The sequence below is a fragment of the Ruegeria sp. P10 genome (assembly GCF_056534925.1).
The window spans coordinates 252587-277041 of the sequence record NZ_JBQERJ010000006.1 but is presented as its reverse complement, the minus strand read 5'-3'; the positions used below and the strand labels follow the sequence as shown (position 1 = coordinate 277041).

30 protein-coding genes and 1 tRNA gene are annotated in these 24455 nt (G+C 56.2%); 12 read left to right on the top strand and 19 right to left on the bottom strand.

Features of this window, described 5'->3' with window-relative positions; translation table 11 throughout:
• Window positions 1–741 precede the first annotated feature (741 nt).
• Together ACR0FB_RS12680 and ACR0FB_RS12675 are read left to right on the top strand one after the other, a co-directional pair.
• Window positions 742–1332, top strand: a complete 591-nt coding sequence (locus tag ACR0FB_RS12680) for a helix-turn-helix transcriptional regulator (protein ID WP_480620881.1) — start codon at window positions 742–744, stop codon at window positions 1330–1332.
• Window positions 1304–1822 (top strand): hypothetical protein, encoded by a 519-nt coding sequence (locus ACR0FB_RS12675; RefSeq protein WP_171363812.1) that lies wholly within the window; start codon window positions 1304–1306, stop codon window positions 1820–1822. Before ACR0FB_RS12680 ends, ACR0FB_RS12675 begins: the two co-directional genes overlap by 29 nt.
• Window positions 1823–1918: 96 nt before the next feature.
• On the opposite strand, the gene ACR0FB_RS12670 is transcribed toward ACR0FB_RS12675, so the two are convergent.
• Window positions 1919–2004, bottom strand: a tRNA-Leu gene (locus ACR0FB_RS12670).
• A gap of 386 nt (window positions 2005–2390) precedes the next feature.
• Between ACR0FB_RS12670 and ACR0FB_RS12665 the strand changes: the two genes are divergently transcribed.
• Window positions 2391–3317 (top strand): MBL fold metallo-hydrolase, encoded by a 927-nt coding sequence (locus ACR0FB_RS12665; RefSeq protein ID WP_480620879.1) that lies wholly within the window; start codon window positions 2391–2393, stop codon window positions 3315–3317.
• Window positions 3314–4258 carry an MBL fold metallo-hydrolase gene (locus ACR0FB_RS12660; RefSeq protein ID WP_480620877.1) on the top strand — a complete coding sequence of 315 codons (945 nt, stop codon included), beginning with the start codon at window positions 3314–3316 and terminating at the stop codon, window positions 4256–4258. The genes ACR0FB_RS12665 and ACR0FB_RS12660 overlap by 4 nt, the downstream gene beginning before the upstream one ends.
• A gap of 1 nt (window position 4259) precedes the next feature.
• Here ACR0FB_RS12660 and ACR0FB_RS12655 read toward each other — a convergent pair whose 3' ends face one another.
• From ACR0FB_RS12655 to ACR0FB_RS12590, 14 genes are all read right to left on the bottom strand, one after another.
• The gene (locus ACR0FB_RS12655; RefSeq protein WP_171724368.1) at window positions 4260–5318 is read right to left on the bottom strand and encodes a YeeE/YedE family protein; all 1059 of its coding nucleotides are present in this window, start codon (window positions 5316–5318) and stop codon (window positions 4260–4262) included.
• A 58-nt stretch (window positions 5319–5376) separates the two neighbouring features.
• A complete protein-coding gene (gene hemA / locus ACR0FB_RS12650; RefSeq protein ID WP_480620875.1) occupies window positions 5377–6600 on the bottom strand; it encodes a 5-aminolevulinate synthase in 1224 nt (407 codons plus the stop codon).
• 1 nt (window position 6601) lies between these two features.
• Window positions 6602–7036 carry a DUF302 domain-containing protein gene (locus tag ACR0FB_RS12645; protein WP_171638133.1) on the bottom strand — a complete coding sequence of 145 codons (435 nt, stop codon included), beginning with the start codon at window positions 7034–7036 and terminating at the stop codon, window positions 6602–6604.
• Window positions 7037–7117: 81 nt separating this feature from the next.
• On the bottom strand, window positions 7118–8380 hold the full coding sequence (locus ACR0FB_RS12640) for an NAD(P)/FAD-dependent oxidoreductase (protein WP_171638135.1): 1263 nt from the start codon (window positions 8378–8380) through the stop codon (window positions 7118–7120).
• A 24-nt stretch (window positions 8381–8404) separates the two neighbouring features.
• Window positions 8405–9112: a c-type cytochrome gene (locus tag ACR0FB_RS12635; RefSeq protein ID WP_480620872.1), complete on the bottom strand. Its 708-nt coding sequence runs from the start codon at window positions 9110–9112 to the stop codon at window positions 8405–8407.
• A 2-nt stretch (window positions 9113–9114) separates the two neighbouring features.
• Complete coding sequence (locus tag ACR0FB_RS12630; protein ID WP_209547055.1) at window positions 9115–10440, bottom strand: c-type cytochrome; 1326 nt, start codon at window positions 10438–10440, stop codon at window positions 9115–9117.
• Window positions 10424–11686, bottom strand: coding sequence for a sulfite dehydrogenase (gene soxC, locus ACR0FB_RS12625; RefSeq protein ID WP_171638141.1), 1263 nt, complete (start codon window positions 11684–11686; stop codon window positions 10424–10426). Before soxC ends, ACR0FB_RS12630 begins: the two co-directional genes overlap by 17 nt.
• Before the next feature lie 24 nt (window positions 11687–11710).
• Window positions 11711–13408: a thiosulfohydrolase SoxB gene (gene soxB / locus ACR0FB_RS12620; RefSeq protein WP_480491587.1), complete on the bottom strand. Its 1698-nt coding sequence runs from the start codon at window positions 13406–13408 to the stop codon at window positions 11711–11713.
• Between the two features lie 88 nt (window positions 13409–13496).
• Entirely contained in the window at window positions 13497–14342 is an 846-nt protein-coding gene (soxA, locus tag ACR0FB_RS12615; protein ID WP_480620870.1) for a sulfur oxidation c-type cytochrome SoxA, read from the bottom strand.
• Window positions 14343–14412: 70 nt separating this feature from the next.
• Entirely contained in the window at window positions 14413–14742 is a 330-nt protein-coding gene (gene soxZ, locus ACR0FB_RS12610) for a thiosulfate oxidation carrier complex protein SoxZ (protein ID WP_171724376.1), read from the bottom strand.
• A gap of 36 nt (window positions 14743–14778) precedes the next feature.
• Window positions 14779–15195, bottom strand: coding sequence for a thiosulfate oxidation carrier protein SoxY (gene soxY, locus ACR0FB_RS12605; protein WP_152457370.1), 417 nt, complete (start codon window positions 15193–15195; stop codon window positions 14779–14781).
• A gap of 46 nt (window positions 15196–15241) precedes the next feature.
• The gene (gene soxX / locus ACR0FB_RS12600) at window positions 15242–15718 is read right to left on the bottom strand and encodes a sulfur oxidation c-type cytochrome SoxX (RefSeq protein ID WP_209547046.1); all 477 of its coding nucleotides are present in this window, start codon (window positions 15716–15718) and stop codon (window positions 15242–15244) included.
• 131 nt (window positions 15719–15849) lie between these two features.
• Window positions 15850–16428 carry a thioredoxin family protein gene (locus tag ACR0FB_RS12595; RefSeq protein WP_480491584.1) on the bottom strand — a complete coding sequence of 193 codons (579 nt, stop codon included), beginning with the start codon at window positions 16426–16428 and terminating at the stop codon, window positions 15850–15852.
• Window positions 16429–16442: 14 nt separating this feature from the next.
• Window positions 16443–17183 carry a cytochrome c biogenesis CcdA family protein gene (locus tag ACR0FB_RS12590; RefSeq protein WP_171724378.1) on the bottom strand — a complete coding sequence of 247 codons (741 nt, stop codon included), beginning with the start codon at window positions 17181–17183 and terminating at the stop codon, window positions 16443–16445.
• An 80-nt stretch (window positions 17184–17263) separates the two neighbouring features.
• Here ACR0FB_RS12590 and ACR0FB_RS12585 point away from each other — a divergent pair, with 80 nt between their 5' ends.
• The 3 genes from ACR0FB_RS12585 (at window position 17264) to ACR0FB_RS12575 (ending at window position 19150) form a co-directional block, all read left to right on the top strand.
• On the top strand, window positions 17264–17638 hold the full coding sequence (locus tag ACR0FB_RS12585; protein ID WP_171638155.1) for a thioredoxin domain-containing protein: 375 nt from the start codon (window positions 17264–17266) through the stop codon (window positions 17636–17638).
• Between the two features lie 100 nt (window positions 17639–17738).
• A complete protein-coding gene (locus ACR0FB_RS12580; protein ID WP_152459831.1) occupies window positions 17739–18047 on the top strand; it encodes an ArsR/SmtB family transcription factor in 309 nt (102 codons plus the stop codon).
• A gap of 41 nt (window positions 18048–18088) precedes the next feature.
• Complete coding sequence (locus tag ACR0FB_RS12575; RefSeq protein WP_480620868.1) at window positions 18089–19150, top strand: YeeE/YedE family protein; 1062 nt, start codon at window positions 18089–18091, stop codon at window positions 19148–19150.
• A 578-nt stretch (window positions 19151–19728) separates the two neighbouring features.
• Here the strand turns inward: ACR0FB_RS12575 and ACR0FB_RS12570 are convergent.
• Together ACR0FB_RS12570 and ACR0FB_RS12565 are read right to left on the bottom strand one after the other, a co-directional pair.
• Window positions 19729–19992: a DUF2312 domain-containing protein gene (locus ACR0FB_RS12570; RefSeq protein ID WP_152457363.1), complete on the bottom strand. Its 264-nt coding sequence runs from the start codon at window positions 19990–19992 to the stop codon at window positions 19729–19731.
• A gap of 79 nt (window positions 19993–20071) precedes the next feature.
• Window positions 20072–20260, bottom strand: a complete 189-nt coding sequence (locus ACR0FB_RS12565; protein WP_171638158.1) for a hypothetical protein — start codon at window positions 20258–20260, stop codon at window positions 20072–20074.
• A gap of 160 nt (window positions 20261–20420) precedes the next feature.
• On the opposite strand from ACR0FB_RS12565, the gene ACR0FB_RS12560 reads away from it, so the two are divergent.
• Entirely contained in the window at window positions 20421–20639 is a 219-nt protein-coding gene (locus ACR0FB_RS12560) for a hypothetical protein (protein WP_171117671.1), read from the top strand.
• 9 nt (window positions 20640–20648) lie between these two features.
• Here ACR0FB_RS12560 and ACR0FB_RS12555 read toward each other — a convergent pair whose 3' ends face one another.
• Window positions 20649–20864, bottom strand: coding sequence for a hypothetical protein (locus tag ACR0FB_RS12555; RefSeq protein ID WP_171638160.1), 216 nt, complete (start codon window positions 20862–20864; stop codon window positions 20649–20651).
• A gap of 243 nt (window positions 20865–21107) precedes the next feature.
• On the opposite strand from ACR0FB_RS12555, the gene ACR0FB_RS12550 reads away from it, so the two are divergent.
• The 4 genes from ACR0FB_RS12550 to ACR0FB_RS12535 are packed head-to-tail and all read left to right on the top strand — an operon-like array spanning window position 21108 to window position 23307.
• Window positions 21108–21971, top strand: a complete 864-nt coding sequence (locus tag ACR0FB_RS12550; RefSeq protein ID WP_171638162.1) for an MBL fold metallo-hydrolase — start codon at window positions 21108–21110, stop codon at window positions 21969–21971.
• Window positions 21972–22006: 35 nt separating this feature from the next.
• Window positions 22007–22435: a YeeE/YedE family protein gene (locus tag ACR0FB_RS12545; protein WP_209547025.1), complete on the top strand. Its 429-nt coding sequence runs from the start codon at window positions 22007–22009 to the stop codon at window positions 22433–22435.
• Entirely contained in the window at window positions 22435–22866 is a 432-nt protein-coding gene (locus ACR0FB_RS12540) for a DUF6691 family protein (RefSeq protein WP_171724382.1), read from the top strand. The genes ACR0FB_RS12545 and ACR0FB_RS12540 overlap by 1 nt, the downstream gene beginning before the upstream one ends.
• Before the next feature lie 9 nt (window positions 22867–22875).
• Entirely contained in the window at window positions 22876–23307 is a 432-nt protein-coding gene (locus ACR0FB_RS12535; RefSeq protein WP_209547022.1) for a protein tyrosine phosphatase family protein, read from the top strand.
• A gap of 3 nt (window positions 23308–23310) precedes the next feature.
• Here ACR0FB_RS12535 and ACR0FB_RS12530 read toward each other — a convergent pair whose 3' ends face one another.
• Window positions 23311–24414, bottom strand: coding sequence for a FliM/FliN family flagellar motor C-terminal domain-containing protein (locus ACR0FB_RS12530; RefSeq protein WP_480620865.1), 1104 nt, complete (start codon window positions 24412–24414; stop codon window positions 23311–23313).
• Window positions 24415–24455 lie beyond the last annotated feature (41 nt).

Genomic DNA, 24455 nt, shown 5'->3' with positions numbered 1-24455 from the left:
GCCTGACCGCCATTCATCTACAAAGCGGCAACGGGCGTGATTGAAACTAAAATACCCGCACAGCGTTCAAACACGTTGAATGCGGTCCACCGTCGTTTTCTTTAGGCCACCTCCTTTCCCGGCTAAGCCGAATACGCGACCGTTCACAATCGATGCTGAAATACGCAAGGAACGGGCGCGGCAGGGACAGACGCTTTCACAATTAAAGCCTGACCATGTTCGCAGTGACGCACGCTTGCGACTAGCTAACTGAAAGTTCTGGTGAGAATAACATATTGTTTTTATTGTTTATTTTGAGAATGCAGTGGAACTTTAGCCGAACTGGATCAAGAAGTTCTAAATTAAGAAAGCAATAAAAAATAATGCAATTGTTTCCGCTGGTTACACAATGCCACACCGAAAAACCTAAACAATAGTTCTATATCTAAGGCACTTGAACTATACCGTCTGGTTGTAGAAAATCACGTTTTCAGCTACAATAAACCTCACGTAATTCTTTGATTAGTTAACTACTTTTTCACCGGCAATTCCATTTCGATAAAGCCATTTCCGGTTAACACCGTTTTGTGAGGGAATATAATGAGTGAGTCTTTGAACAATGAAACTGGCAATCAGAGTTATTATTCAGAAGATTTTTCGATTGTCTTCCTCGGGAAAGAACTATTCTATTCAAATCAAACTCTAAGAAGCGTTCAAACTGAATTTGGCGTCCGCGCTTTTCGCTTCGAAACACTCGAGGCAATGCACACACATGTTCCGGACAGCGGCAAGATCGTCGTTGTGGATCAGATGTTGATCGAGGACCTTTTGACGCGCGCCGATGCATACACCAAAAGTGCAGGTTCCGGCTGTCTTGCTTTCGCCTATCGCAAAGAGGAATCCGCCCGACACCTGTTCGAAGGCTGGAACCGCGCGCAGTTTGGAGATGTCGGCTTTTTACCGATGAACGTGGCACCGGACGCGTGGCGCGCCATCCTCAGACTGCTGATGCACGAGGAACTTTATCTTCCCAGCTTTCTGGCTGACTGTGTTTCACCCCACTGTCAGCGCGCGCCCGAGAGACCACGGCGACGGGAGGCCATTACTTCCAACGGCGCAGATCGGCACGTACAGTATTCCAAGCTGACACGCCGCGAAAAACAGGTTTTGCAACTGGTTTCAGAAGGCAAAAGCAACAAATTGATTGCGGCCAAGCTGGGCATCACGGAACACACGGTCAAGCTGCACATGCATAACGTTGTCGGAAAGATTGGCGTCAGCAACCGGACGGCGGCTGCTCATTTCTATTTCGAGGTTGCGCCTCATGAGGCGCAGCAGACCGCCCTTGACTGATCCGTTCGAAGCCCGGTTCGACCGCCTGATCCTTTTGGTCGGCAGGCTGAACTATATGTGGACAAACACCGAAAGCCTGCTGATCCATCTGATCGCCGGCCTAACCGGAACGTCCAAGGACGTGGCCGTAATCATCTTTCTGACTTTGAACACCACCCGCGCGCGAATAGATCTGGTTGAAAGACTTGCAAAAATGGAAGGGCGCCCTGCCCAGGTCCGAGATCCGATCCTCGAACATACGCAAAGGCTGGCCAAGCTTTCTGGCATCCGCAACAAGTACAACCATTGCATCTATTCCTTCGACCCTGAAAGCGGAAACCCGAAAACGATCCTTATGCGGATCGCTGACCGCAAAACCGACATAAAACTAGGCCGCGAAGATACCGTCGACGACAATGCCCTGCTCCAAATCGAAGCAGTCGTTGATCAGCTGTCAGCCGCGAACAGGGACATTTGGAAACTGATCCGACAATTGGGGTTTCCGGTTTAGGCTCGGTCGCACAGCAGAGTTGAGTGGGCCCCTCGCAGCACCCGCGCGTCCCCCACGGCGCCACCTGCCACGCACGCATAAGTCACCGAGATTTTTTGGTGCGGGCGGTGGGACTCGAACCCACACGGGCATACGCCCTTCAGATTTTAAGTCTGATATGTCTACCATTCCATCACGCCCGCACGGCGCAGCCCCTGGGGCCGTGCAATTTCCTTACAAGCACAGCGGGATGAGAACAATGCGCTTTGACGCAGATGGACCGGGATTTTTCGGTGGAAAGCTGTGTCTGCCATCGCCGTCGTTCTTCGGCTGGGTCCCTTCCCTGTTTCGAGGTCACGTGACAATCGCATTTCCGACATCATCCCTTCCTCGGCAATCCATCTTCGCGCGGATTGCGCTGTGCGTTCACTTTGCGCATGACCTTGGTGTCGCGTCCATTTGCCACCGCTGAAAACCGTTCTTCGCCCAATCGCAAAGAAGACCTGGCCGGTTTTTCAGCGTCTTGGAATGATCCTTTGTTGGTGCTTCCATCGTTTACAAATAAAAATATTCATTTTAATGATTGCGTATGAGTGAAATTCCTTTGTCCCGACGCAGCTTCCTGTTCAATGCCACGTGTCTTGCGGCACTTGGAGCTCAAGCCAGGATCGTTCAGGCAGAGCTGCGGCTCGGTCCTTCAGCCCGAATTGCGACCGTGTCAGACGGATACCTGTCATTGCCACCTGATGTTGTTTTCGGAGCCATGCCCAAAGAGGCGGTCGAGCAATTCCTGACCCGCAATCAAGCGGACGCGACCAAGTACGAGCCAGAGTGCAACGTCACGCTTTATCGGGATGACGAAAACACCGTGCTGTTCGATGCTGGAGCGGGGCCGGACTTCATGCCCACATCGGGCAAACTTATGGAAACTTTTGAAGCAATTGGCTTGTCGCCCGAAAGTGTCACGCATGTGGTTTTCACCCACGCGCACCCGGATCATATCTGGGGTGTTCTGGATGATTTCGACGACCTGCTTTTCCCTAATGCGACGCACCTCATTGGACGCAAAGAATGGGATTACTGGTGGAACCCCTCAACGGTGGACACGATAGGTGACGATCGCACCGCGTTCGCGGCCGGTGCCAAGCGGCGTTTGGAAGCAATTGAGGATCAGGTCGCGTTCTTCGAGGATGGGCAAGAGATACTTCCGGGCATTGCGGCACGGGCAAGCTTTGGGCACACGCCCGGTCACATGGCTTTTGAGCTTCGAAATGGGAATGAGGCCGTGATGGTCGTCGGCGACGCGCTAGGAAATCCGCACGTGGCCTTTGAACACCCCGATTGGCACAGTGGAACGGATCAGGATCCCCAGGTCGCCGCAGCTGCGCGTTACTCACTTCTGGATCAGGTTTCCGAAGAGGAAATGAGAATAATCGGCTTCCACCTGCCGAACGGTGGAATTGGCCGCGTCGAAAAGACCGGCTCGGCCTACAGGTTCATTGGAGAGGCGTCATGATACGATCATTCGTGATTGCGATTGCTTTCGTCACACCGGCCTGGGCAAGCGAGGATATTGCAGACCAGTATCCGCAAAGCGTTCTGTATTCCAAGCCGGTCGAATTCATCCCTGGCGTCTATTCCGCCATTGGCGCAACCGCTCCGCCGACCTACGAAAACTCTGGTCACAACAACAACCTGAGCTTCATCGTAACAGGTGAGGGCGTGGTCGTTGTCAACGGCGGTGCCGCCTATGTCCTTGCCGAGGCACTTCACAAGGAAATTCAGGCGATTACGGATCAGCCGGTCACGCTTGTCTTCAACGAGAACGGTCAGGGGCACGCGATGCTTGGCAATGCCTACTGGTCGGAAATCGGGGTTCCAATCGTCGCTCATTCGGATGCAGCAGCTGAGTTCGAGGAATATGGCCCTCAGATTCTGGAGGGAATGAAACGATACAATCAGGACAAGGCAGAGGGCACGTTTCTGGCAGGCCCAACCGAGACATTCGATGATGAATACGTGATCGAGATGGGAGACTTCCGGATCGAGGCCAAATACCTCGGACCGGCCCACAGCCCCGGCGATATCTCGATCTGGTTGCCGAACCAAAGCCTTGTCATCGCGGGTGACATGGCATTCCACGAGCGCATGCTGCCGATCTTTCAGGATACCTATACCGCGGATTGGCTGGAAACTTGGGACAACGAGTTCGAGGCTTTGAATGCCACATATGTCATACCCGGGCACGGTCATCCCACGAATATGGATCAGGTGCGCCGTTATACGCGCGATTACCTGGTGTATCTGCGAACCAGGATTCAAGAACATATGGATGCGGGCGGCGATCTGACTGAAGCCTATTATGTCGATCAGTCCCCCTATGCCCATCTGGACGCGTTCGAGGAACTGGCAACCAAGAACGCCGGGCGCGTTTTCGAACAGATGGAGTTCGAGTAAGTCAGGAATGCTGCAATACCGGCAGCCGCATCAAAAACCTGTGCGTTCCTATCGCCCCAACCCACATGAAGAAAACTGCAAGCCAGGCTGTCAATGACAGGGCGGACCCGCCTGAAAGTCCCGCGCCCACGGCGCAACCTCCGGCCAGCATCGCCCCGAATCCCATGAGGACAGCTCCGACGAGGTACCGTTCCATCGGAGTGTCCGAGCCAAAACGCTCGATCCTCCACTCGCTGGAAATGATGGCAGATCCTGCAGCCCCAATGGCCACGCCCGGCACAAGACCGATACCGAAAGACAGCACCACATTTCGCTCTGCAACCAACGCCATCAGCGTGTCTGTGGCCGGGCCGGTAAACGTCACCGAAGACACGGGGACGACCTCAAAAGATGCCTGCGCGATGGAAAACGTCATGAACCAGCCAAGCGCCACTGCCCCGCCAACTCCGGCGGCTGTCACGATCTTTGCAGGCGCGACTTTCCTGTGAAGGGCAAACACGATCGACAAGACAAATCCAATTGCGGCGACGGCCGAATAGACCGATGGGGGGAACCCCATTATTTCTGCAAGATCGCGCTCTGCACCTCCTGAGATGGTCCACAGACCGGAAATCGCTTCACGGGCCGGGCTGAGAACGCCTGTGTAGGCGGCCTGAGCCACCAAGGTCAAAATCAACCCTGTCACAAGTGCTCGTAGATTGCCGCACGAGGCCAATACCAGCAGGCGAGATGCGCATCCGCGCGCAAGAACCATGCCGATGCCAAACATCGCCCCACCAATAACCGCACCGCTAAGGCTGCCGGTGGACGCGATGGCGCGTGCCTCGGAAAGGTCCAGCAATTCAAGCGAGACAAGCGCCTGTACAAGCGTCAGTGCCGCGGTAAAGGCGATCAGCCAAACCGCCAAGCGGGGGCCAAACTTACCTTCGGCGACTTCCACCGTCGATGCGCGCAAACAAAAATGGGACTTCTGAGCCGTCACGCCGAACAGGATACCGACTAGCACTCCGGCAAACGCCAGGGTGCCCGGGTCTCCTAGCAAATCGATGAGCCTCTCCATGGACAGAAACTCTCACTTCGTTGCGTGTGTGTCTTTGTCTTTGGTCAATTCGTCAGCGTCATTGCGCAGCCATTGGCCTGCGTGCCAATTGGCATTGCGTCCATAACTCACCCAATGCAGATACCAGTCGGTCCACGTCTTCACAGGTGTGCACCGGCGACGGCGTAATCCGCAGACGTTCCGTTCCTTTGGGGACAGTTGGATAGTTGATGGGCTGGATGTAGATCCCATAATCACGCATCAGCACATCCGAAATGAATCGACACTTGACCGGATCGCCGACCATGACCGGAATGATATGGCTTGGGTTCGGTGTATGGGGAATACCCAGATCGTCCAGCCTGTCCCGGACTTCGCGCACGCGCTTTTTGTGCTGTTGCCGCTCTGCATTGCTTTGCTTCAGGTGCTTCACCGAAGCCGCAGCTCCTGCCGCCACGGCCGGAGGCAAAGCAGTGGTGAAAATAAACCCGCTGGCAAAGGACCTGACAAAGTCGACAAGCTCCTTCGACGCCGCGATGTACCCGCCGACCACGCCGAACGCCTTGCCCAAAGTCCCTTCAATCACGGTCAGGCGGTCCATCAGGCCCTCGCGCTCGGCGATGCCCCCGCCGCGCGGACCGTACAGCCCGACCGCGTGAACCTCATCCAGATAGGTCATCGCGCCATACCGGTCCGCCAGATCACAGATCCCGGCAATCGGTGCAATATCGCCGTCCATGGAATAGACGCTTTCAAACGCGATCAGCTTGGGCGCATTTGCAGGCAGGTCCGCAAGTTGCCTTTCAAGGTCTTCAAGATCGTTGTGCTTCCAGATCCGCTTTTGACAACGGCTGTGACGAATCCCCTCGATCATCGAGGCATGGTTCAATTCGTCAGACAGTACCGTGATTCCGGGGATGCGGGACGCCAAGGTTCCCAAGGCCGCCCAATTGGATACGTAGCCGGACGTGAACAGCAATGCTGCATCCTTGCCGTGAAGGTCCGCAAGCTCCTGCTCCAACAGCACATGTTCGTGCGTGGTCCCCGAGATATTCCGCGTCCCACCGGCACCTGCACCGCATTTGTCGATCGCCCCGTGCATGGCCGCAAGAACCTTGGGATGCTGTCCCATTCCAAGATAGTCGTTCGAGCACCAGACAGTGACTTGTTCGGGACCACCCCCTGCGTAACTGCGCGCCGTTGGAAACGCTCCGCATTGACGTTCGAGGTCTGCAAAAACCCGGTAGTTTCCTTCCTGTTTCAGTAGATCAAGTTGATCTCGAAAATACTGCCGGTAGTTCATTTCAATCCCCAACAGCCTCTTCAACGATTCCAGACAACAGGGTCTGGACCTTTTGCATTGGGCCGTCCGGATAGCTTCGGTATCCGACCTTCACCCCGTCATCGTCCTCGGCCACGAAAATCCCGTATGGGCAATAGCCGATATTCATCGGATCAGCTTCCATCACCTCACGCGAAATCTTTGCCGAGCAAAAAATAAAGATGTCCGCCGCCGCGAATATCTGTTTGTCGCTGCCGACATCAGCGCCCGTTCGGTTCAACATTTCGCCAACGTGGCTCACATAGTCGATGACCAGCCCCTGCCCGACAATTGCGGACTCGACCGCAAAGGTGGCATCATCAAAACTTCCGTCAAAGGGGGTCGTGATGATATCCTCGGCAAGCCCTTGACTGGCAGAGACTGCAAAGAACGCGGCCGTGATGATTGAGTGTTTCATGATCTTGATCCTCCTCCTGAGCCGCAGTTTCTCAGATTGAGCTTCGGGGGCTTTGACCCGTGTCAAAACCCCCGAAAACTTCTATCCAAACATGTCCGAGGTGATACCGGCGTACCAACCCAGCGACTCTTCATACGTTGCTTTTCTCAGATCGGCATCTTCGCCGGTCTGGCTGATGAACCCGTCCACCTTGGCGATTTTTTCCGGCGTCGCCTCGTAGGTTGCGCCAACCTTCACGCCATCATCCGTGTCGATCAGCGACCAGCATGTGTTGGAGAACTTGGCCGGGAACACCTTGGATCCGGTCAACGCGCCCCGCACGGCATTCGCGCACACTTTCGCCTGACTATTGGCCGAGAAACCCGATTTCGGCATGTCACCCTGCTGGCTGGCATCGCCCAGGACATAGATGTCCGGATCCGCCTTGGAGGACATGTCCGCGGCGTTCACCGGCGCCCAGTTGCCTTCGGTCACTCCGGCCATTTCGGCAATGCGTCCGGCTTTCATCGCCGGGATCACGTTGCAGACGTCGACTGTGGTCTCTTCTCCGTCGATGGTCACCGTCATCGCGTCCGGGTTTACCGAGACATTGCCGCCACCGAAGTCTTCACCAATCCAGTCGACCATGCCTTCGTAATGGTTTGCCCAGCCTTCCTGGAACAATGCCATCTTCGAAAACTTCGGCTTCGGATCCGCCACGATGATTTTCGCAGTGGGATTGTTTGCTTTCAGAACATGCGCAACCATCGAGACCCGTTCATAGGGTCCGGGCGGGCAGCGGTACGGGTTTGGTGGTGCAACCATCGCAAAAGTACCGCCTTCGGGCATCGCCATGATCTGAGCTTTCAGAAGCTCTGTCTGCGAGCCGGCCTTGTACGCATGCGGCATCTTGTTTTGCGCCGAGACGTCCCAGCCTTCAACAGCCCCGTCGACAAAATCGATACCCGGGCTGAGGATCAGCTTGTCATACGGAACCGAGCCACCCCCGGCCAATGATACAGTCTTGGCATCGCGGTCAACACCGATGGCCCAATCGTGGACCACGTTTATCCCATAGTCGGCGGCAAGCGTGCCATAGCTGTGCGCGATATCCGACAGTTCCTGGAACCCTCCAAGATACAGGTTCGAAAAGAAGCAGGTGTAGTAGGTCCGCGACGGCTCGATCAGCGTCACGTCGATCTCACCTTTGCTGTCCTTTGCAATATAGCGGGCAGCCGTAGCGCCGCCTGCACCGCCGCCGACAACAACGACCCGAGGCCTGCCCTGAGCCAGAACCATCGGTGCAGATAATCCGGCTGCCGCCACCCCGGCGGCTCCTAGAAATGTACGTCTATTGAGTGTCATCGCGTTTCCTCCCCTTGGGCACAATCACTCTGGGTTATTGAAATATGCGGCCAAGGCCGCGATCTCGTCATTGTTCAGCCTTCCGGCGATCATTTGCATAACCGGGTGTGGCCGCTTTTTGTCCTTGTATGCGTGCATGGCGACGACAAAATCCTCGTCGGGCCAATACACGATCGACGGGATACCCTCGTCACTTCCTTCGATCTGATGACATGTCGTGCATTCGCTGCTGAGATATGCGCCGTATTCGGGATCTCCCTGAATCGCCAGGATCGCTGGATCGACGGAATGGTCCGTGCCTTTCGCGGTTGGGTCCGCTTCGGGAATATCCCGAGGGTTGTCTGAAAACCCCCGCAAATAGGCAATCACATTGGCCCGGTCTTCCGGGTCTTTCAGACCGCGAAAGCTCATCCTTGTGCCCGACGCAAATGCACGTGGATCTTCGATATAGGCTGACAGAGTGTCAGCGTGCCATTCCAAACCCGAATTTCCCGCGCGCACCAGGCTTTTGGAATAATTGAAACCGTCAAGGCCCGCGGCCTTGCGCCCAAAGACACCATTCAGATGCGGGCCGATTTTGTTTTCCGCTCCTTCGCCAACCTGATGGCAGCCCTTGCACTTGGCGAACACTGTTTTCCCGGCCTCGGCATCACCAAGGTCTTCGGTTGCGTAGGTCGATGTGGCGAAAGCCGCCAAGACCGCCGTGCACGCCAGTATGTCCGGCCACCGCATGATCAGCTTCCAAACGATTTGAGGTAGACAATCACGGCCTCAACGTCGTCTGGCTTCCTGAGCCCCGCAAAAGACATTCGCGTGCCCTTCATGTAATCCTTGGGTTTCGTCAGGAAGGCCGCCATTTCCTCATCCGTCCAAACAAGGCCGGCCTCGGATGCGGCTTTCATCGCCTTGGAGTATTTGAACCCCTCGACCGATCCTGCATTGGCCCCGACAATTCCGTTCAACGCCGGCCCGGTGCCGTGCTTTGCACCTTCACCCACCTGATGGCAGGCTTTGCACTTCTTGAAGACTTTCGCTCCGGCGGCAACCAGTTCCGTTGCTTCGTCGGTCTTTTCGGCCTCTTGAACGGCTGGCTCCGCGGCGGCTTTTTCCTCGGGCTTGGGTGCCGCTGCCGGAATGAACGACGGGCCGTCCGCAGTGAATGTCGGCAACCCCTCAACGGTGGCATCATTCATCACCGAGTTCGACCCACCTTCGGGCGGCGTCTCGACCAGAAAAACGGAACGCATTGTGACAGCGGCCTCTGCCTTGCAGTTTTCCATGCAAGGCTCTTTGCGCGATTCGGCGTACTCGGTCTCGGGTCGCGTATCGACGACAAAACCGTCTTTGTTGTACATCTCGAATTCGGCGAAGTTTTCGTTGCTCAGTTCGAAATCGTCATCCACCAAATCATTTGAATACAGGATGTAGGCAACAATCGCATAGGTCTCATCCGCGGTCAAAGTGCCCGCCTCGCCAAATGGCATGGAACGGGAAATGTAGTCCCAGGCAGTAGACAAATGCGGCCAGTAGGACCCGACGGTCTTGACGGGATCTTCGTTTGCAAGCGTATCGAACCCACCGGCAAGAACGGGCCAGTTGTCCACACCTTCGGCAAACTCTCCGTGACATGACGCACAGCGGTCGGCAAACACTTCTTCGCCGGTCCAAACGTCGCCCGATCCGACAGGCAAGCCCCGCCCGTCCGGCAAAACGTCAACGTCCCAGGCCGCGATCTCTTCCTCCAGCGCAGGCCGTCCAAGCCCATAGGTGCCCTCGCGGCTGGGCGCAGGTGCGGTCAGGTTCGCGCCATTCGCAACCCGTTCCGCTGCGGCGGCCTGAATTTCCTGGACTTTGAGCTCAAGCTGGGCTGCTCGTTCGGCTTCTGACTTCGCTTTTTCCTGTGCGGCTGCTGCGTGGGCCTCAACCTGACCAATCCGGGTTTCCAAAGTTTCGATCTTCAGTTGGCCGAAGTTTCGGTTGGCGAACACCAACGCCCCCGCAAGCAGTAACGCTGTGCCGCCGAATACGGGCAGGAAAACATGGCTAAGAGACTTCGACATTCTCGGCGATCCCTTCTGCGCTTACGTACCACGTCTGGATACAGTTGTTGTGATAGACCGAGTTCTCGCCGCGCTTTTCGCGCAGCAGGTCTTTGGTTGGCTGTACATAGCCGGTCTCATCCATTGCTCGGGCCTGTAGGAGCATGGGCGCCCCGTCCCAATTCGTGTCGAGATAGAAACGTGTCAAAGCCTTGGTGTCGCCCTGCTTGCCAAGGCGTGCCGTCTCCCACGTGATGCCGCCGTCCTTGGATACATCGACACGGGTAATCTGTCCGTGGCCTGACCATGCAAGCCCTGAAATCACCAGCGGCCCGGGCCCATGTTTGATCGGCATTTGCGGGCTGGGCGAGGTTATGACGGATTTCGCATCCATCACCCAAGTCCATTTCTGGGCCGTGCCATCAGCATAAACATCGGTGTACTTTGATGTTTCTTCGCGGCTTTCGACCGCCCTGTCGACGACCTCGATCCTGCGCAGCCATTTGACCCACATGTTGCCTTCCCAGCCTGGCACGACCAGGCGCACAGGATAGCCATGTTCCATCCGCAGGGCCTCGCCATTTGCTTTGAAGGCCACCAACACATCATCCAGCGCTTTTTCCATCGGAATGGAGCGGCCATTGGACGACGCGTCCGCGCCCTCGACATAGACCCATTTGTCGGGCGAGATATCGGCGCCGGCCTCTTGCAACAGCGTGCGCAGCGGAACACCGGTGTATTCCATGTTGTGGATCATACCATGGGTGAATTGCACGCCGTTGAGCTGCGCACCCGCCCACTCCATCCCGGTGTTCGCTGCGCATTCGCAGAAATACACGTGGTTTTCGCGCGGGAAACGTTCGATGTCGTCATACGTAAAGACAAGCGGGCGATCGACCAGACCGTTTATCATCAGCCGATAGTCTTCCTTGCGCAGCTCGATTGCGCCCGAGTGGTGCCGTTCAAAGGCGCAGCCCTGGGGTGTGATTGTACCATCAAGCGCGTGGATCGGCGTGAAGTTGATCGACGAAATCGGAGAGGCGGTCAGCCACTCCACATTGCGGCGCACGACATGGGATTCATAGCTGATCGGCATGCCATAGGGTGTCTCGTCAACGCCTGCACCCGTGTACGATGCCCAATCCTGAAGCTCTGTTATCAGGGGGTCGGGCGTTTCTGCCACTGCCGCACCTGCAACTGACCCCGCGGCGACCGCAGCACTGCCTTTCAGGAAGGCCCGGCGGGACGGTTTGAACGCGTCATCCATATCTCTTAGGTCTCCATCTGTTTCTTAGACGCCGACGACATCGACGCTGGTGTTCTCTTGCACCGTTACGGTTCCAAGGTTGCGAATGTGGTTTTCGACGACATCCCAGATCGGCGGGCCCTCGGTGCCTTCGTTGACGCTGGCCCAGCCGGCCACGACATAGGTTTTCGACGGATCAATCGCTTCACCCGTCTTCAGCAGGGTCATCTCGCTGATCCGCTGCCCTTGCGGCTTGGTCACATCGATGCGGTAACCCAGCCCACCGACACGGACCATATCCCCGCCCTGCTGGTAGTAGGGATCGGGATTGAACAGGTTGTCGCCAACATCCTCAAGGATCACATGGATGAATTCACCCGTCATTTCCGTGCGATAGGCATTCGGATACGACATCGAAGTGACGTTCCAGATGTCCTCGCGCGTGATCTCCTGCCCCGGCAGGATCGACGGCCCCCAACGAACACCGGGGGACATGGCAATGTCTGCCTCCCGCTCCTTAAGCAGGGCATCACAGATCAGGTCATCCCAGGTTCCGTTGAAATTGCCGCGACGATAGAGCAACGAGTCCGTTTTGCCGATCACTTCACTGAGCGTCGCCTCATAGGGCGCGCGCTGCTCATCTATCAGGGCGGTGATCGCAGGATCCGGAGCGATAACATCAGAGAAGATCGGGATCAGCTTGTGCTTCAACCCCATCAACTGCCCATCCCGCACGTCCAGATCCACGCGGCTGACGAACTTGCCGTTCGAGCCGGACGCGATGATATGCGTTTTGCCCACCAGAACGGGCTCGGGCAGCGCATCATGGGTGTGGCCACTGAGGATCACGTCGACCCCCTCCACCCGGCCTGCCATTTTCTTGTCCACGTCAAAGCCGTTATGGCTGAGGACGACGACGACATCGGCACCGGCATCGCGAACCTCGTCCACCACGGCCTGCATGTTTTCGTCCCGAATGCCGAAAGAGTATTCAGGGAACATCCAACCCGGGTTCGCGATTGGCATGTAAGGGAACGCCTGTCCGATCACGGCAACCTTTGCACCTCCCCGGTCAAAGAACTTGTAGGGCTTGAACAGTTCCGCAGGTTCATCCCATTCGGCATCAAAGATGTTCTGACCCAAGGCGGCAAAGGGCAGCCCTTCGACGATTTCGTTGACTCTGTCGCTGCCCAGCGTGAACTCCCAATGAAAGGTCATTGCATCAGGTTTCAGCGCGTTCATGACATTGACCATGTCCTGACCAGCCGTCTGGTAACAGGTGTAAGACCCGTGCCAGGTATCGCCGCCATCTAATAGCAGGGCATCGGGCCGGTCCGCACGGATGGCATTGATCACCGTCGAAACCCGGTCCAAACCACCAACCCGACCGTAGGTCTTTGCCAAGGCTGAAAAGTCGTCGTAGGTCAGCGCATAGGCCGACGAGCTGCCATCTTCGATCCCGTAGGCCTTGCGGAACGCGGCCCCCGTGACATGCGGCATCTGCCCCTTTGCCTCACCGATACCCAGGTTTATCTCGGGTTCACGGAAGAATATCGGTTTGAGTTGTGCGTGAATGTCGGTGACATGGATCAGGCTGATATTGCCAAAGGTCTCAAACTCCAGCAGCTGATCCTGCGTCAGACTTTGCTGTGCGGAAAGCCTGGCCCAATTGCCAAACCCGGATGCCCCGTACAGAGCCGATGCCGCCATTGAAACCTGCAAGAAGTCACGTCGAGAAATCATCTTTCGGCTTTCCTGTTTCACATATAAATGTGTGAATGTTAAACTAACGGAAAAACCCGCGCTGGACACTTCCTACGCGGGCCTGTTGTTACTGGCGTACGGCCGGAGTTTCGACTGAAAGCCCGTTGCCACGCGAGGCAACATAAAGCTCCAGCGCACGAAATTCGTCTGAACCTTCGGCAAAGGTTTCCGCCCGCGTATCACGAATACAACCGCGGAAACGATTGTGTCGCGAAATCAGCTTGGCCTGTTTCAAACGATACGTCGGGAACCCATTGATCATTCCCTGGCTCAGGTGATCTGCCCGGATCATATTGCCCCAATTGTCTTCATGACAGTTGGCACAGCTCAGCTCTAACTGGCCATAGCGCGTATAGTACATTTCCTTGCCCTGTTCCCAATACGGGGCGGCGTCACCGTCAATGGCAACGTTCATGGGCATCCCGCGTGACTGTAGGCCGATCAAAGCGACCATGCCCTGCATATCGCCGCCGGACCATTTCCAGGCATCGGCCTCCATGTGCTCGGTCCGGCACGCGTTGATCAGATCTTCCATGACCACCAGCTTGCCGGTTTCGGCATCAACCTTCGGCATGGAAGCCTGCAATCCCTTGAAGCTTTCCACCCCGTCGTGGCACGAGGCACAGCTTTTGCCGGCAGCCCCATCGACTGTCTCAAAAAGGTCGGCAGCCTGGTCGACGAAGATCATCGCCGGATTGTCGAAATCATCAATCTGAAGGGCCTGGGTTTCATCCGTACGGAAATGCCAACCGGAATAGATCGTGTCCAGGTTTTCCAGATGCGCCGGCGCTTCGGTGACCGAGGTCATGTCCAGCTCGTCATTGATCACAAGATTGTCTTCGTCAGGTCCGGCCAATGCTGCCACTGGGAAAACCAGAACTGCTGCGATCGCCGTTAATACCTTTGTATTCATTACGTTCCTCCCTTGGTGGACCAGCGCCAAACGTCATGTCCGGCGCTGATCTGCCTTATTGGTCGAGCCGTCAGGCGATCTCGATCGATTTCTTCTCGTCGTAGACAGAGCCGTCGTCATCGTACCAGGTGAACACGAACTCACCTGCCTCGGGCACGGTTGCCTCAAACTGGAAATACGGGTTGGTTGAGATTGCCGGCTCCATCGTCACATCGACCACCATTTCGCCGTTAAACTCACAGGTGAAACGGTTGATGATCGATCGAGGTATGACGTTGCCTTCTTTGTCCTTGCGCTGACCGCTTTCCATCTTGTGGCTGATCAATGTCTTGATCGTGACGGTTTCGCCAACTGCGGCTTTCTTCGGAACCTTGACGCGGGGTTTCACACCGGATGCCATTGGTTAGTCTCCTGTTCTTCGAGGCGCGCGTGGCTATCAGCCGCCGCAGCCGCCGATTGTCACTTTCACGGTCGCGGATGCCTTGGCAAAGCTGCCATCTGCCATCTTCGCCACGGCAATGACATCCTGCGTTCCGGCAAGGCGGATACGAGTTGAGGCAGCCTGTTCAGCAGCCAGCGGGCCAAAGTTGAACGTTGCGACGCCCGGTTCGGGGTTGCCTGCTGCAACGATCAGAATCGACGCCGCACCCGGGGCGCTTACTTCGATCGGTACGGTGTTTCCGTTTTCGGCGATTTCAGGTGCCGTCAGTGTAACACCGCCGTCAGCCACATCCGCCCCACCGGTAAACGCGGCAATCGCATCCTCGGCGGCCGCATTTGCACGAAACGGCATCATTGTCAGGAACGCGGCGCCCAGCCCAAGGGCCAGAGTTTCGCGGCGAGAGAGTTCCATTTTCAATCTCCTTTGAATCTTCGACAATCACGCTATCGAAGCGCGACTATTCCTCTTTCAGGGTTGCAAGAAACGCGACCACGTCTTCGATTTCCTGCGCTGTCAGGATCGACGTCAGGGGCTCGGTCGGGGCTTTGCCGGTATAGGCGTCGCCCGGGCGGATATAGCCGTCATCCTTGTAGAATGCCGGCATCACCGTGCCTTCGAACGTCCTTTTCGCGTTTGCAACCAATCCGCGAAGCTCGGCTTCGGACCAACGATCACCGGCACCATCCAGTGCCGGGCCAACCTCGCCATGGAACGGAATATCGGCCAAAGCCGAGACCGCATGGCACGCCACGCAATTGCCTTTTGACTTGTCGCCAACGATCAGCGCGCCATTTGCCGCGTCACCGGCTGCGCCGGTCAACGAGACCTCTACGGCACCATATTCACCATAGGTTACGTTTTTCGGGTCGGTATCCGCGGCAAACGCGGCACCCCCTGTCATTGCGCAGACCAATGTTAAGAGTCTCAGCTTCATGATCCCTCCCATTTGCTAACACGCCGACGGCGCTTTGCGACCCAAAGCATTTGTGTACCGTAGTCGACGAGGGCGGTCTGTCGCAACATTAAATTCATTACAATGAATTTTTTTATTTATATCCCCGGACCTCAGTCTTGTGAAACATTGTTTCGCTCCTGAATGCGCCGTGCGTGGTAGCGCTGAAAATCTTCACCATTTTCAAGTTCGTACCGCTTTTCAAAGACCCAGGTGAACAGATCCAAAGTTGTTCCCTTCGAAAACGCCCCCGGCATGACTGCAACCGCTGCATCAATGGCGGTGGCGTCCTCGGGAACCTCTTCCGACAGAAATACAAGGGTCGGCGTAAACAGAATCCCCCATTTGCGCATCAACGCTCTTTGCTCGCTCTCTTCCCCGTCAAAGTCGGTGGCCGTGGTGCTTCCGTGCAGATCCAGTTGGACGACAAAGAAATTCTTTTCGATGTACGCCGCCAGGTCGGGCTGGGGGAAAACCTCTTCGTGCATTTTCTTGCAATAGATGCAGCCCTGTTGCTCGATAAACAAAACCAGGCGCTTGCCTTCATCTGACGCTTCTTCAAGATCCTCGCGAAGGTCTTTGAACGTGTCGCGCATCCACGGTGTTTTATGCAACCCGTCGTCGCCAAGCTCGGCGGCGGAAACCGCCACGCCCACTATGCATGCCATCAAAACTGACAATGTTCGCTTCATGTTTTCCTCCCGTATTATCCGATGGCCGCAAGCCAGGGCATATGGTCCAGCATCCATTGGGCCACGCGATTGATTGAGTTGGTTGCGATCAGAGCGCCGAACAGAATCAACAGACAGCCCATGGCCTTCTCGATCAGGGGTAAATGCTTTCTGAACCGCGCCATCCACTGCATGAAGGGGCGCACCAAAAAGGCCGCCAGAACAAAGGGGGCAGTCATTCCCGCCCCGTAAACGAACAGAAGCATCGCACCGCGCCAAGCCGTCTCGGTTCCGGCCGCCGTAAACAGGATTGCAGCAAGCACGGGCCCGACACAGGGCGTCCAGCCAAAAGCAAATGCCAGTCCCAGAACATACGCACCAATCAGGCTCAGGTTAGATGTTTCACCGACATCCGCCTGAAACTGGCGATACAGGAATCCGATGCGAATCAGCCCCAGGAAATGCAAGCCCATCGCCATGATGATGGCCGCGGCAATCCATCGAAGGATATCGAAGTATTCGCGGATCATTTGACCGAATATCGAAGCCGTGGCTCCAAGCGCCATGAAAATCGTTATGATCCCTGCTGCAAAAGCGATTGCAGAAAGCGTTGCCCTGCGGCGAACGTTGCCGGAAATGACTGAACTTGCAGAAATCTGCTCCATCCCGACACCCGCCAGGTAACTGAGGTAAAACGGCACAATCGGCAGGATGCACGGGGACAGAAATGACAACACCCCTGCGACCAAAGCCCCTGCAAAAGTGATGTCGAGCATGGTCAAACCCGTCCTGGCACGCTATCATTCATACATTCAAAGTAATAAAGATATAACGCTGCGGTCAATCGGAGCTTGAGATGCGCCACCTTTTCCTGCTTGTGCTTGCGGTCACGTTGCTTGTTTCGCCTTTGGCTTTACGGGCTGAAATGACGCTTCTGATGGCCGAAGAAGATGGGTGCATGTGGTGTGCCCGATGGGATTCCGAAATCTCGGGGATCTACCCGAAAACACAGGAAGGAAATGCCGCCCCGCTTCGGCGTGTAGACATCCATGAAACCCTGCCGGATGGGATCACCCTAAAACGACCTCTCCACTACACTCCGACCTTTGTTTTGTTGGACAACGGCCACGAAGTCGGCCGGATCGAAGGCTACCCCGGCGAAGACTTTTTCTGGGGGTTGTTGGGCGTGATGCTACGTGACGCAGGGGTACAGGTTGAGACCTCTGGCTAATCGGCGGCAAATTACATAAACTGTTTTGAATGCGTGAAGCTGAGAAAGCGAGGCGATCCTTTTGGACAAACCATCGAAACTGCCGGTGTTCACAAAGGACATGTGTGCAGAAGATCTGGACCGAATGATGGAGAATGCCCAGACGGCATCAAACTTCCTGAAGGCCATCAGCCACGAAGGGCGTCTGATGATCTTGTGCTATCTGTCATCGGGTGAAAAGTCCGTCACCCAGATGGAAGAGATGCTGTCGGCGAGACAGGCCGCCGTATCCCAACAATTATCCCGACTGCGCTTTGAAGGCTTGGTCAAAACACGGCGCGAGGGTAAGACAATTTATTACAGATTGGCTGATGATCGTTCGACGCAAATACTGGAAGTCGTTTACGATCTTTTCTGCCGGGAGACGTAGAAGCCGGTCAAGACGCCGCCAGCTTTGGGAGGAGACTGGCAATGTTCGAAGCATTGGGAGACGCAAATGCCGTTGCTCTGATCGGTTTGATTGGGGGCATCGCTTTGGGGCTGGCTGCACGCATCGGTCGCTTTTGCACGTTGGGTGCAATCGAAGACTTCCTTTACGCAGGCGATGATCGGCGACTTCGCATGTGGGCGGTTGCGATTGGCGTCGCCATTGTTGGAAGCCATGCCGCCATGGCGTTCGGGTGGCTTGACCCGGTCGGAACACGCTACCTTGCCCAGACCTGGAACCCGATCGGTTCGATCGTGGGCGGCCTCATGTTCGGTTATGGAATGGCCATCAGCGGGAACTGCGGTTATGGGGCGCTGGCAAGGCTGGGAGGTGGCGACCTTCGATCCTTCGTCATCGTACTGATCATGGGCCTTTCGGCGTATGTCGTAATGTCCGGCCCCCTGGCATATCTGCGGGTTTGGCTGTTTCCAGTAGAAATGGATATCAGCGCGCCCCAAAGCGTCAGCTTTCTAGCTGAACGATTGACCTCAGTTCCGGCGTGGCTCGTCGGTTCTGCCGTCGGTGTTATTTTGGTGGTCTTCGCTTTGGCGAACCAGCAATTCCGCCGCACGCCAGCGCAGGTGTTCTGGGGATCTGTGGTTGGGCTGGCGATTGTCTCGGGCTGGCTTGGCACGAACTGGGTAGCGACCCACGGCTTTGACGGTGAGCCGGTGCAAACCCATACCTTCGCTGCACCCTTGGGTGACACGATATTCTACTTGATGACAGCGTCCGGCAACACTTTGTCTTTTGCCGTCGGATCAGTCTCGGGCGTTCTGATCGGCGCGTTTTTGGGGTCTTGGTCAAAGGGTCATTTTCGCTGGGAAGCCTGCGAAGATCCACGCGAATTGAAACGGCAGATGCTGGGCGCGGCGATCATGGGCCCCGGAGCGATCATCGCAGTCGGTTGCAGCGTCGGACAAGGCATATCTGCCTTTTCACTTCTGGCATACAGCGCGCCCGTGACATTCGCCGCGATCTTTGCGGGCGCGGCGCTTGGACTGAGACAGCTCGTGTCCGGACTGTCCTTCATTACCGAGCGCTGAGTTCTTAACACCACCATGCCTTATGCCAAAAAGGTGTTGGTCGCGCTGATTAGCCCCACTTGAGTGGTCTGGCTTTGTAAGTTGGTGCATGAACGGCCTTTGGTTGACCGACAGGATGGTTTGCAGCGCTCTCACCCGCAATGCCGCAGGGTCGGTCGAGAAACCTCCACAGCCCAATCGCATGTGTCACTCCGCAAAAGGCGGAACAGGAATCTTCAACGATCTTCAATGCTAAAAGAACCCAGCCTTTGAGCCGCAAGCCTTCAGGCAATCACGAGGCAGGTCTTGCCTCGGATAAACTATCAAAAAAGGCAACAAGGTCTTCAGCAACCGCAGCTTCGGCTTTCTGACACATTGAAGATCTTCCAGCGAAAACGAGAATTCGTCGTCAGCAAAGACCCTGCAAACCCACAAGGCCACTGAGGCAGCAGACGTCACCGCACAGCCAGCCAGGTCTGCGATATTTGAAATCTCCGCCCTGTCTGGCTGCACATGTTGCAGTCTCGTCAAGTGACACGCATTTCTTCGTAAAGCTTTTGTCAGCCTGAATGAATTAGCGCTTTTGCCAAGAACCGGCCTTAGTTCATGCCCAAGGCTTCTTTGTACATCTCGATGACAGCCTCTTGCTCGGCAATATCATCCTTGTCTCTTTTTCTGAGAGAAATGATGCTGCGAAGAGCCTTCACATCGTAGCCGCGCGATTTACTCTCTGCGTACACTTCCTTTATTTGATCCGCGATGTCTTTCTTTTCCAACTCCAGGCGCTCGATACGCTCAACAAATTGGCGCAGCTCCCCAGAGGTGACCTTGTAACTTGCTTCTGCTTCTTCCGACATGCTCATCCAATTCTTCCCAATTCTGGATCATCACCGCTAAGAGAATACAGTTCATACCTCGTGTATTCGTCTCAAGCTGTGGTTGCTACACACAAAACAGTTTTCTGGAGGCAAAAGCAACGACGTGCCCGGGCCTCGGCCATGGCTTCTTTCCGCTGTTCCACCAGGTTGTTTTCACCGCATCCAGACCCTCAAACCGTTCGATGAACTGGCACGGCTCATCGGCAGTCACGCGACAGTTGGCGGCAGTCTGATCTTTGATGATGCCTTCCATACGCGTCGGTCCCAAGGGCTGAAATCTGATGCAGGAAGCCGGATACAATGCCGCCGCCCGGGTCGCAAGCACCCAATCCCACCCAATCCCCAAGCGCACTTGTACGGCGTGATCCGTTCCGGTAAGCGCTGGGGTAGTTCACGAAGAGATGTAGGGCACCATGTTCGAATTCATCACTTGGGGCGGCGCAGCCCTTTCTCTGACCGGCCTCGCCGGCCTGATCTGGTGCATTCTTCGCGTGATGAAAGCGCGCAAGGCGGGTCTGTCAGACGACGAACTGCGCGCGACCGTTCAGGGCGTTTTGCCCTGGAACCTGGCGTCTTTGTTCCTGTCCGTCCTTGGATTGATGCTGGTCATCCTCGGGATATCCTTTGGATGACCACTTGTTTCAAATCGGCAGGTTATCGAACTGCGCTTCCATGGCGTCTTCGCACAGGGCTGCATCCAGACGCCGCAGGCGGGACGGCACCTGCATCCCCTGCTGTCGCATACGGTCGACAACCTTGCTCACACTCGGTTGAAGCGCCAAACGCGTATCAAGGCTCGCATTTCTGAGCTCTTGTTCAAGCCGTTCTGCTTCGGAATAAAGACTTGTTGATGTCATAGTACCCTCCCAAGTGTCGCCAGTATCCCAGATATAGGTAACGGGAATAAGACCCGCTGATATTAACCTGAAATTGTGCAGGATATTGCCCAACACATTCGCGTTTTCGGCAATCCGGCGCGGATGGGCTAAAGTTTAAGCTGATTTAATCGTGAATGCCTTGACGCGCATCAAACACAGGTTCGATGTTGCGTCACATTCCATTTTACATATATGATAATGATAACCGATACGGAGGAAATCATGACACCCGCAGTGAAAGCGTTTTTTGACGATCAAACCTTCACGGTGTCCTATGTTGTTCATGAACCGCAAGGGCGTGCCTGCGCCATCATCGACAGTGTTCTGGATTTCGATCATGCTTCGGGGCGCACAGAGACAAAATCGGCTGACGCAATCATCGACTTTGTGCGCGCGCGCGATCTAAAGGTCGAATGGATTCTGGAAAGCCACGTTCACGCCGATCACCTGTCTGCGGCCCCCTACCTGCAACAGGAACTGGGCGGCAAAATTGGAATTGGCGCTCAGATCGTCACCGTGCAGGACACGTTCGGCAAAGTCTTCAATGAAGGAACCGAGTTCCAGCGCGATGGCAGCCAGTTCGACGCCTTGTTCTCGGAGGGGGACAGTTTTCACATTGGGCAGATGCGCGGCGATGTTCTCCATACCCCGGGCCATACCCCGGCCTGCCTGACCTATGTGATAGGCGACGCCGCCTTTGTGGGCGACACGCTGTTCATGCCGGATTTCGGCACGGCCCGCTGCGATTTTCCCGGAGGCTCCTCAGCCACATTGTTTGAATCGATCCAAAAAATCCTGTCGCTGCCGGACGAAACGCGCATCTTTGTCGGGCACGACTACAAAGCGCCGGGCCGCGATGAATACGCCTGGGAAACGACGGTAGGCGAACAGAAAGCGCTGAACGTCCATATCGGACAAGGACGCAGCATCGAAGAATTCGTGGAAATGCGTGACGCAAGGGACGCCACCCTTGCCATGCCGCGCCTGATCCTGCCCTCTTTGCAAGTCAACATGCGGGCGGGGCAGATGCCGCCTGCCGATGAGCAAGGCGATGTATTCCTGAAGCTGCCGGTGAACAAAATCTGACGCGAGACAAGTCACTCTAAAAAGGATTATCCCACATGAACATCGAGTGGATCTGGGGGCTGTGCGGTGGCCTGCTGATTGGCCTGGGCGGAGCCGTGTACCTGCTTGGAAATGGCAGGATCATGGGTGCAAGTGGCATTTTGGGTGGCCTTGTCGACGGTGAGGCCCGCGACACCAAAGCCGAACGCGTGGCCTTTATCGCCGGGTTGATCGGTGTGCCGCTTCTGCTGCGGCCACTGATCGCCCCCGAGGCCCAAACGCATCTCACCAGCAATCTGGGCCTTGTTGTTGTGGCCGGGCTTCTGGTCGGTGTGGGAACGCGTATCGCCAATGGCTGCACGTCGGGTCACGGGGTCTGTGGCATCTCGCGATTTTCTCTGCGCGGCATCGTGGCCACCGTATTCTATATCCTTGCCGGCGGAATGACCCTCGTTCTGCTGCGCCATGTTTGGGGGTTGATCTGATGCGCCTTTTGATTGCTTTGCTCGCAGGATCGCTGTTCGGTGCCGGATTGTTGATTTCGGGCATGACGGACACGACCAAGGTTCAGGGATGGTTGGATGTTTTCGGAAACTGGGACCCGACCCTGGCCTTTGTGATGGGCGGCGCCATCCTGCCGATGCTTGTAGCCTGGAGGCTGACCTCTGGGCGCAAGGCCTTGACCGGAGGCGATTTTCCACCCCCTGCAAGGTCCGAGGTTGATCGCAGGCTCATCATTGGTTCCGTCCTGTTCGGAATGGGCTGGGGCTTGGCCGGGCTTTGCCCGGGACCGGCGATGGCCTCGCTGACCTATGGTGGTTTGGGTGGCCTGGTCTTCCTGATCGCGATGGTTGCAGGCATGTTCATCGCGCCAACGCTGGGGGCGCAACTGGACAGAGCCGCAAACGCGGCCTAAGGATTTGGCATGGAGATTCGACCGATCACGCCCCGCTATGCTGTCTCACCGCAGATCACTATAGAAGACGTCCCGGCAATTGCCGAGGCAGGCTTTGTCAAGGTGATCTGCAACCGGCCCGATGTTGAGGTTCCCGCGATCATGCAATCCGACGCGATCGGTGAAGCCGTCCGTGCGGCAGGCATGGACTACGAGGTGTTGGAGCTGACCCACCAGACCATGACGCCCGAGATTGCAAAGCAGCAGCGTGACCTGGCAGAAAGCTGCGATGGCCCGGTTCTGGCTTATTGCGCCTCGGGCACTCGGTGTTCGGTGGTCTGGGCCCTTGGTCAATGCGACCGCATGAGCACGGACGACATTCTGGCCGCCACGACAAATGCCGGATATCAACTGGAAAACCTGCGCCCTGCACTAGAGCATTTTCGCAGCCAGGCAGACTAAACTCTATTCTGCGTCGGAATTTCTGTCGGCTGCGTCAAGGCCAGCCAGTTGCGAAATCTCTGCGACCATCCGCTCGGAATCGTTCAATGACAGATCGTTGTCCGTCAGATCCAAACCCGCGCCCTCAATTTCCGGAGGCATGGCATCCACCGCGCCGGAAACCGGTTCGACCAGGTCATCGTGCGGCTGCATTCTCCCTCGGCTTTCGATAAACTCCTGCGCTTCGTCCCCCGACAAGGCGGGCAGGGTCGAATGTTCGTTCAACCGAACGGCGCGCAACCCGCCACATTGACCAAGGCGGCCAATACCCGTTGGCTTTCGGTCGATGGTCAATATCTCAGTTCTGTCCAGGCGCGCCCCGCGCAATGGCAAAACACATCCAGGTTGAATCTCTGACAGATCGGACAGTGGCAGCGACATCCGGCACAAAACGGCCTTCAGTTCCGCCCGAACAACACCCGATGCCTGCTCAAGCCGGGGACCGGCCAGATCCGTGACCTCCTCTGCCTTTTCCGGCGTGGCAAGATGCTCTGGAAGAAAGATCGAGATCTGTCCCTGCTGCGCCCCGCCGGCCAGATCAACCGTCAGATCGAAGACGCGGTATTCATCTTCTGTCATGGCCAACGACAAGCCGCGCGAATCTTTCGTACGTGCCGCGAACTCGTATCCCGTCAGGCAGACCTGCTCGGCCGCAGCGTCTATTGAGCCGGCAGTCAAGGTCAGAGCGGTTTCGATGAATGGCACCACCATGGCGGCGTCCGTATCCGTAAAGGCCCTTGGGGCCGGATCACCGGGCAGTATTTCACCGATGGTTTGGGTTTGCACAATGGCGGACACCACATGCGGGCTCAGGCAAATCCCTGCGCGCCCCTCCGGCCCGTCAAACACCAACATAAGCCAATCCTGAGCGAATGATTCCGCCATGTCATCCTGCGTGCGGCTGGCCTGTTTTGCCCCGATGACAGCCAGGGGAAGGTTCAATCGATCACTTGCTGCCCGCGCAAACCCCAAGCGCAGCGCCCGCAAAACCGAACGCGGGCGATCGCCCAGATCTTTTCGTCCAACAGACAGTTTGCGCGCCAAAGCAGCGCTGACGGTTTGTGACATGGCGCCCGATCACCAGTTGCTTCAATAATTGGCTATTGGTT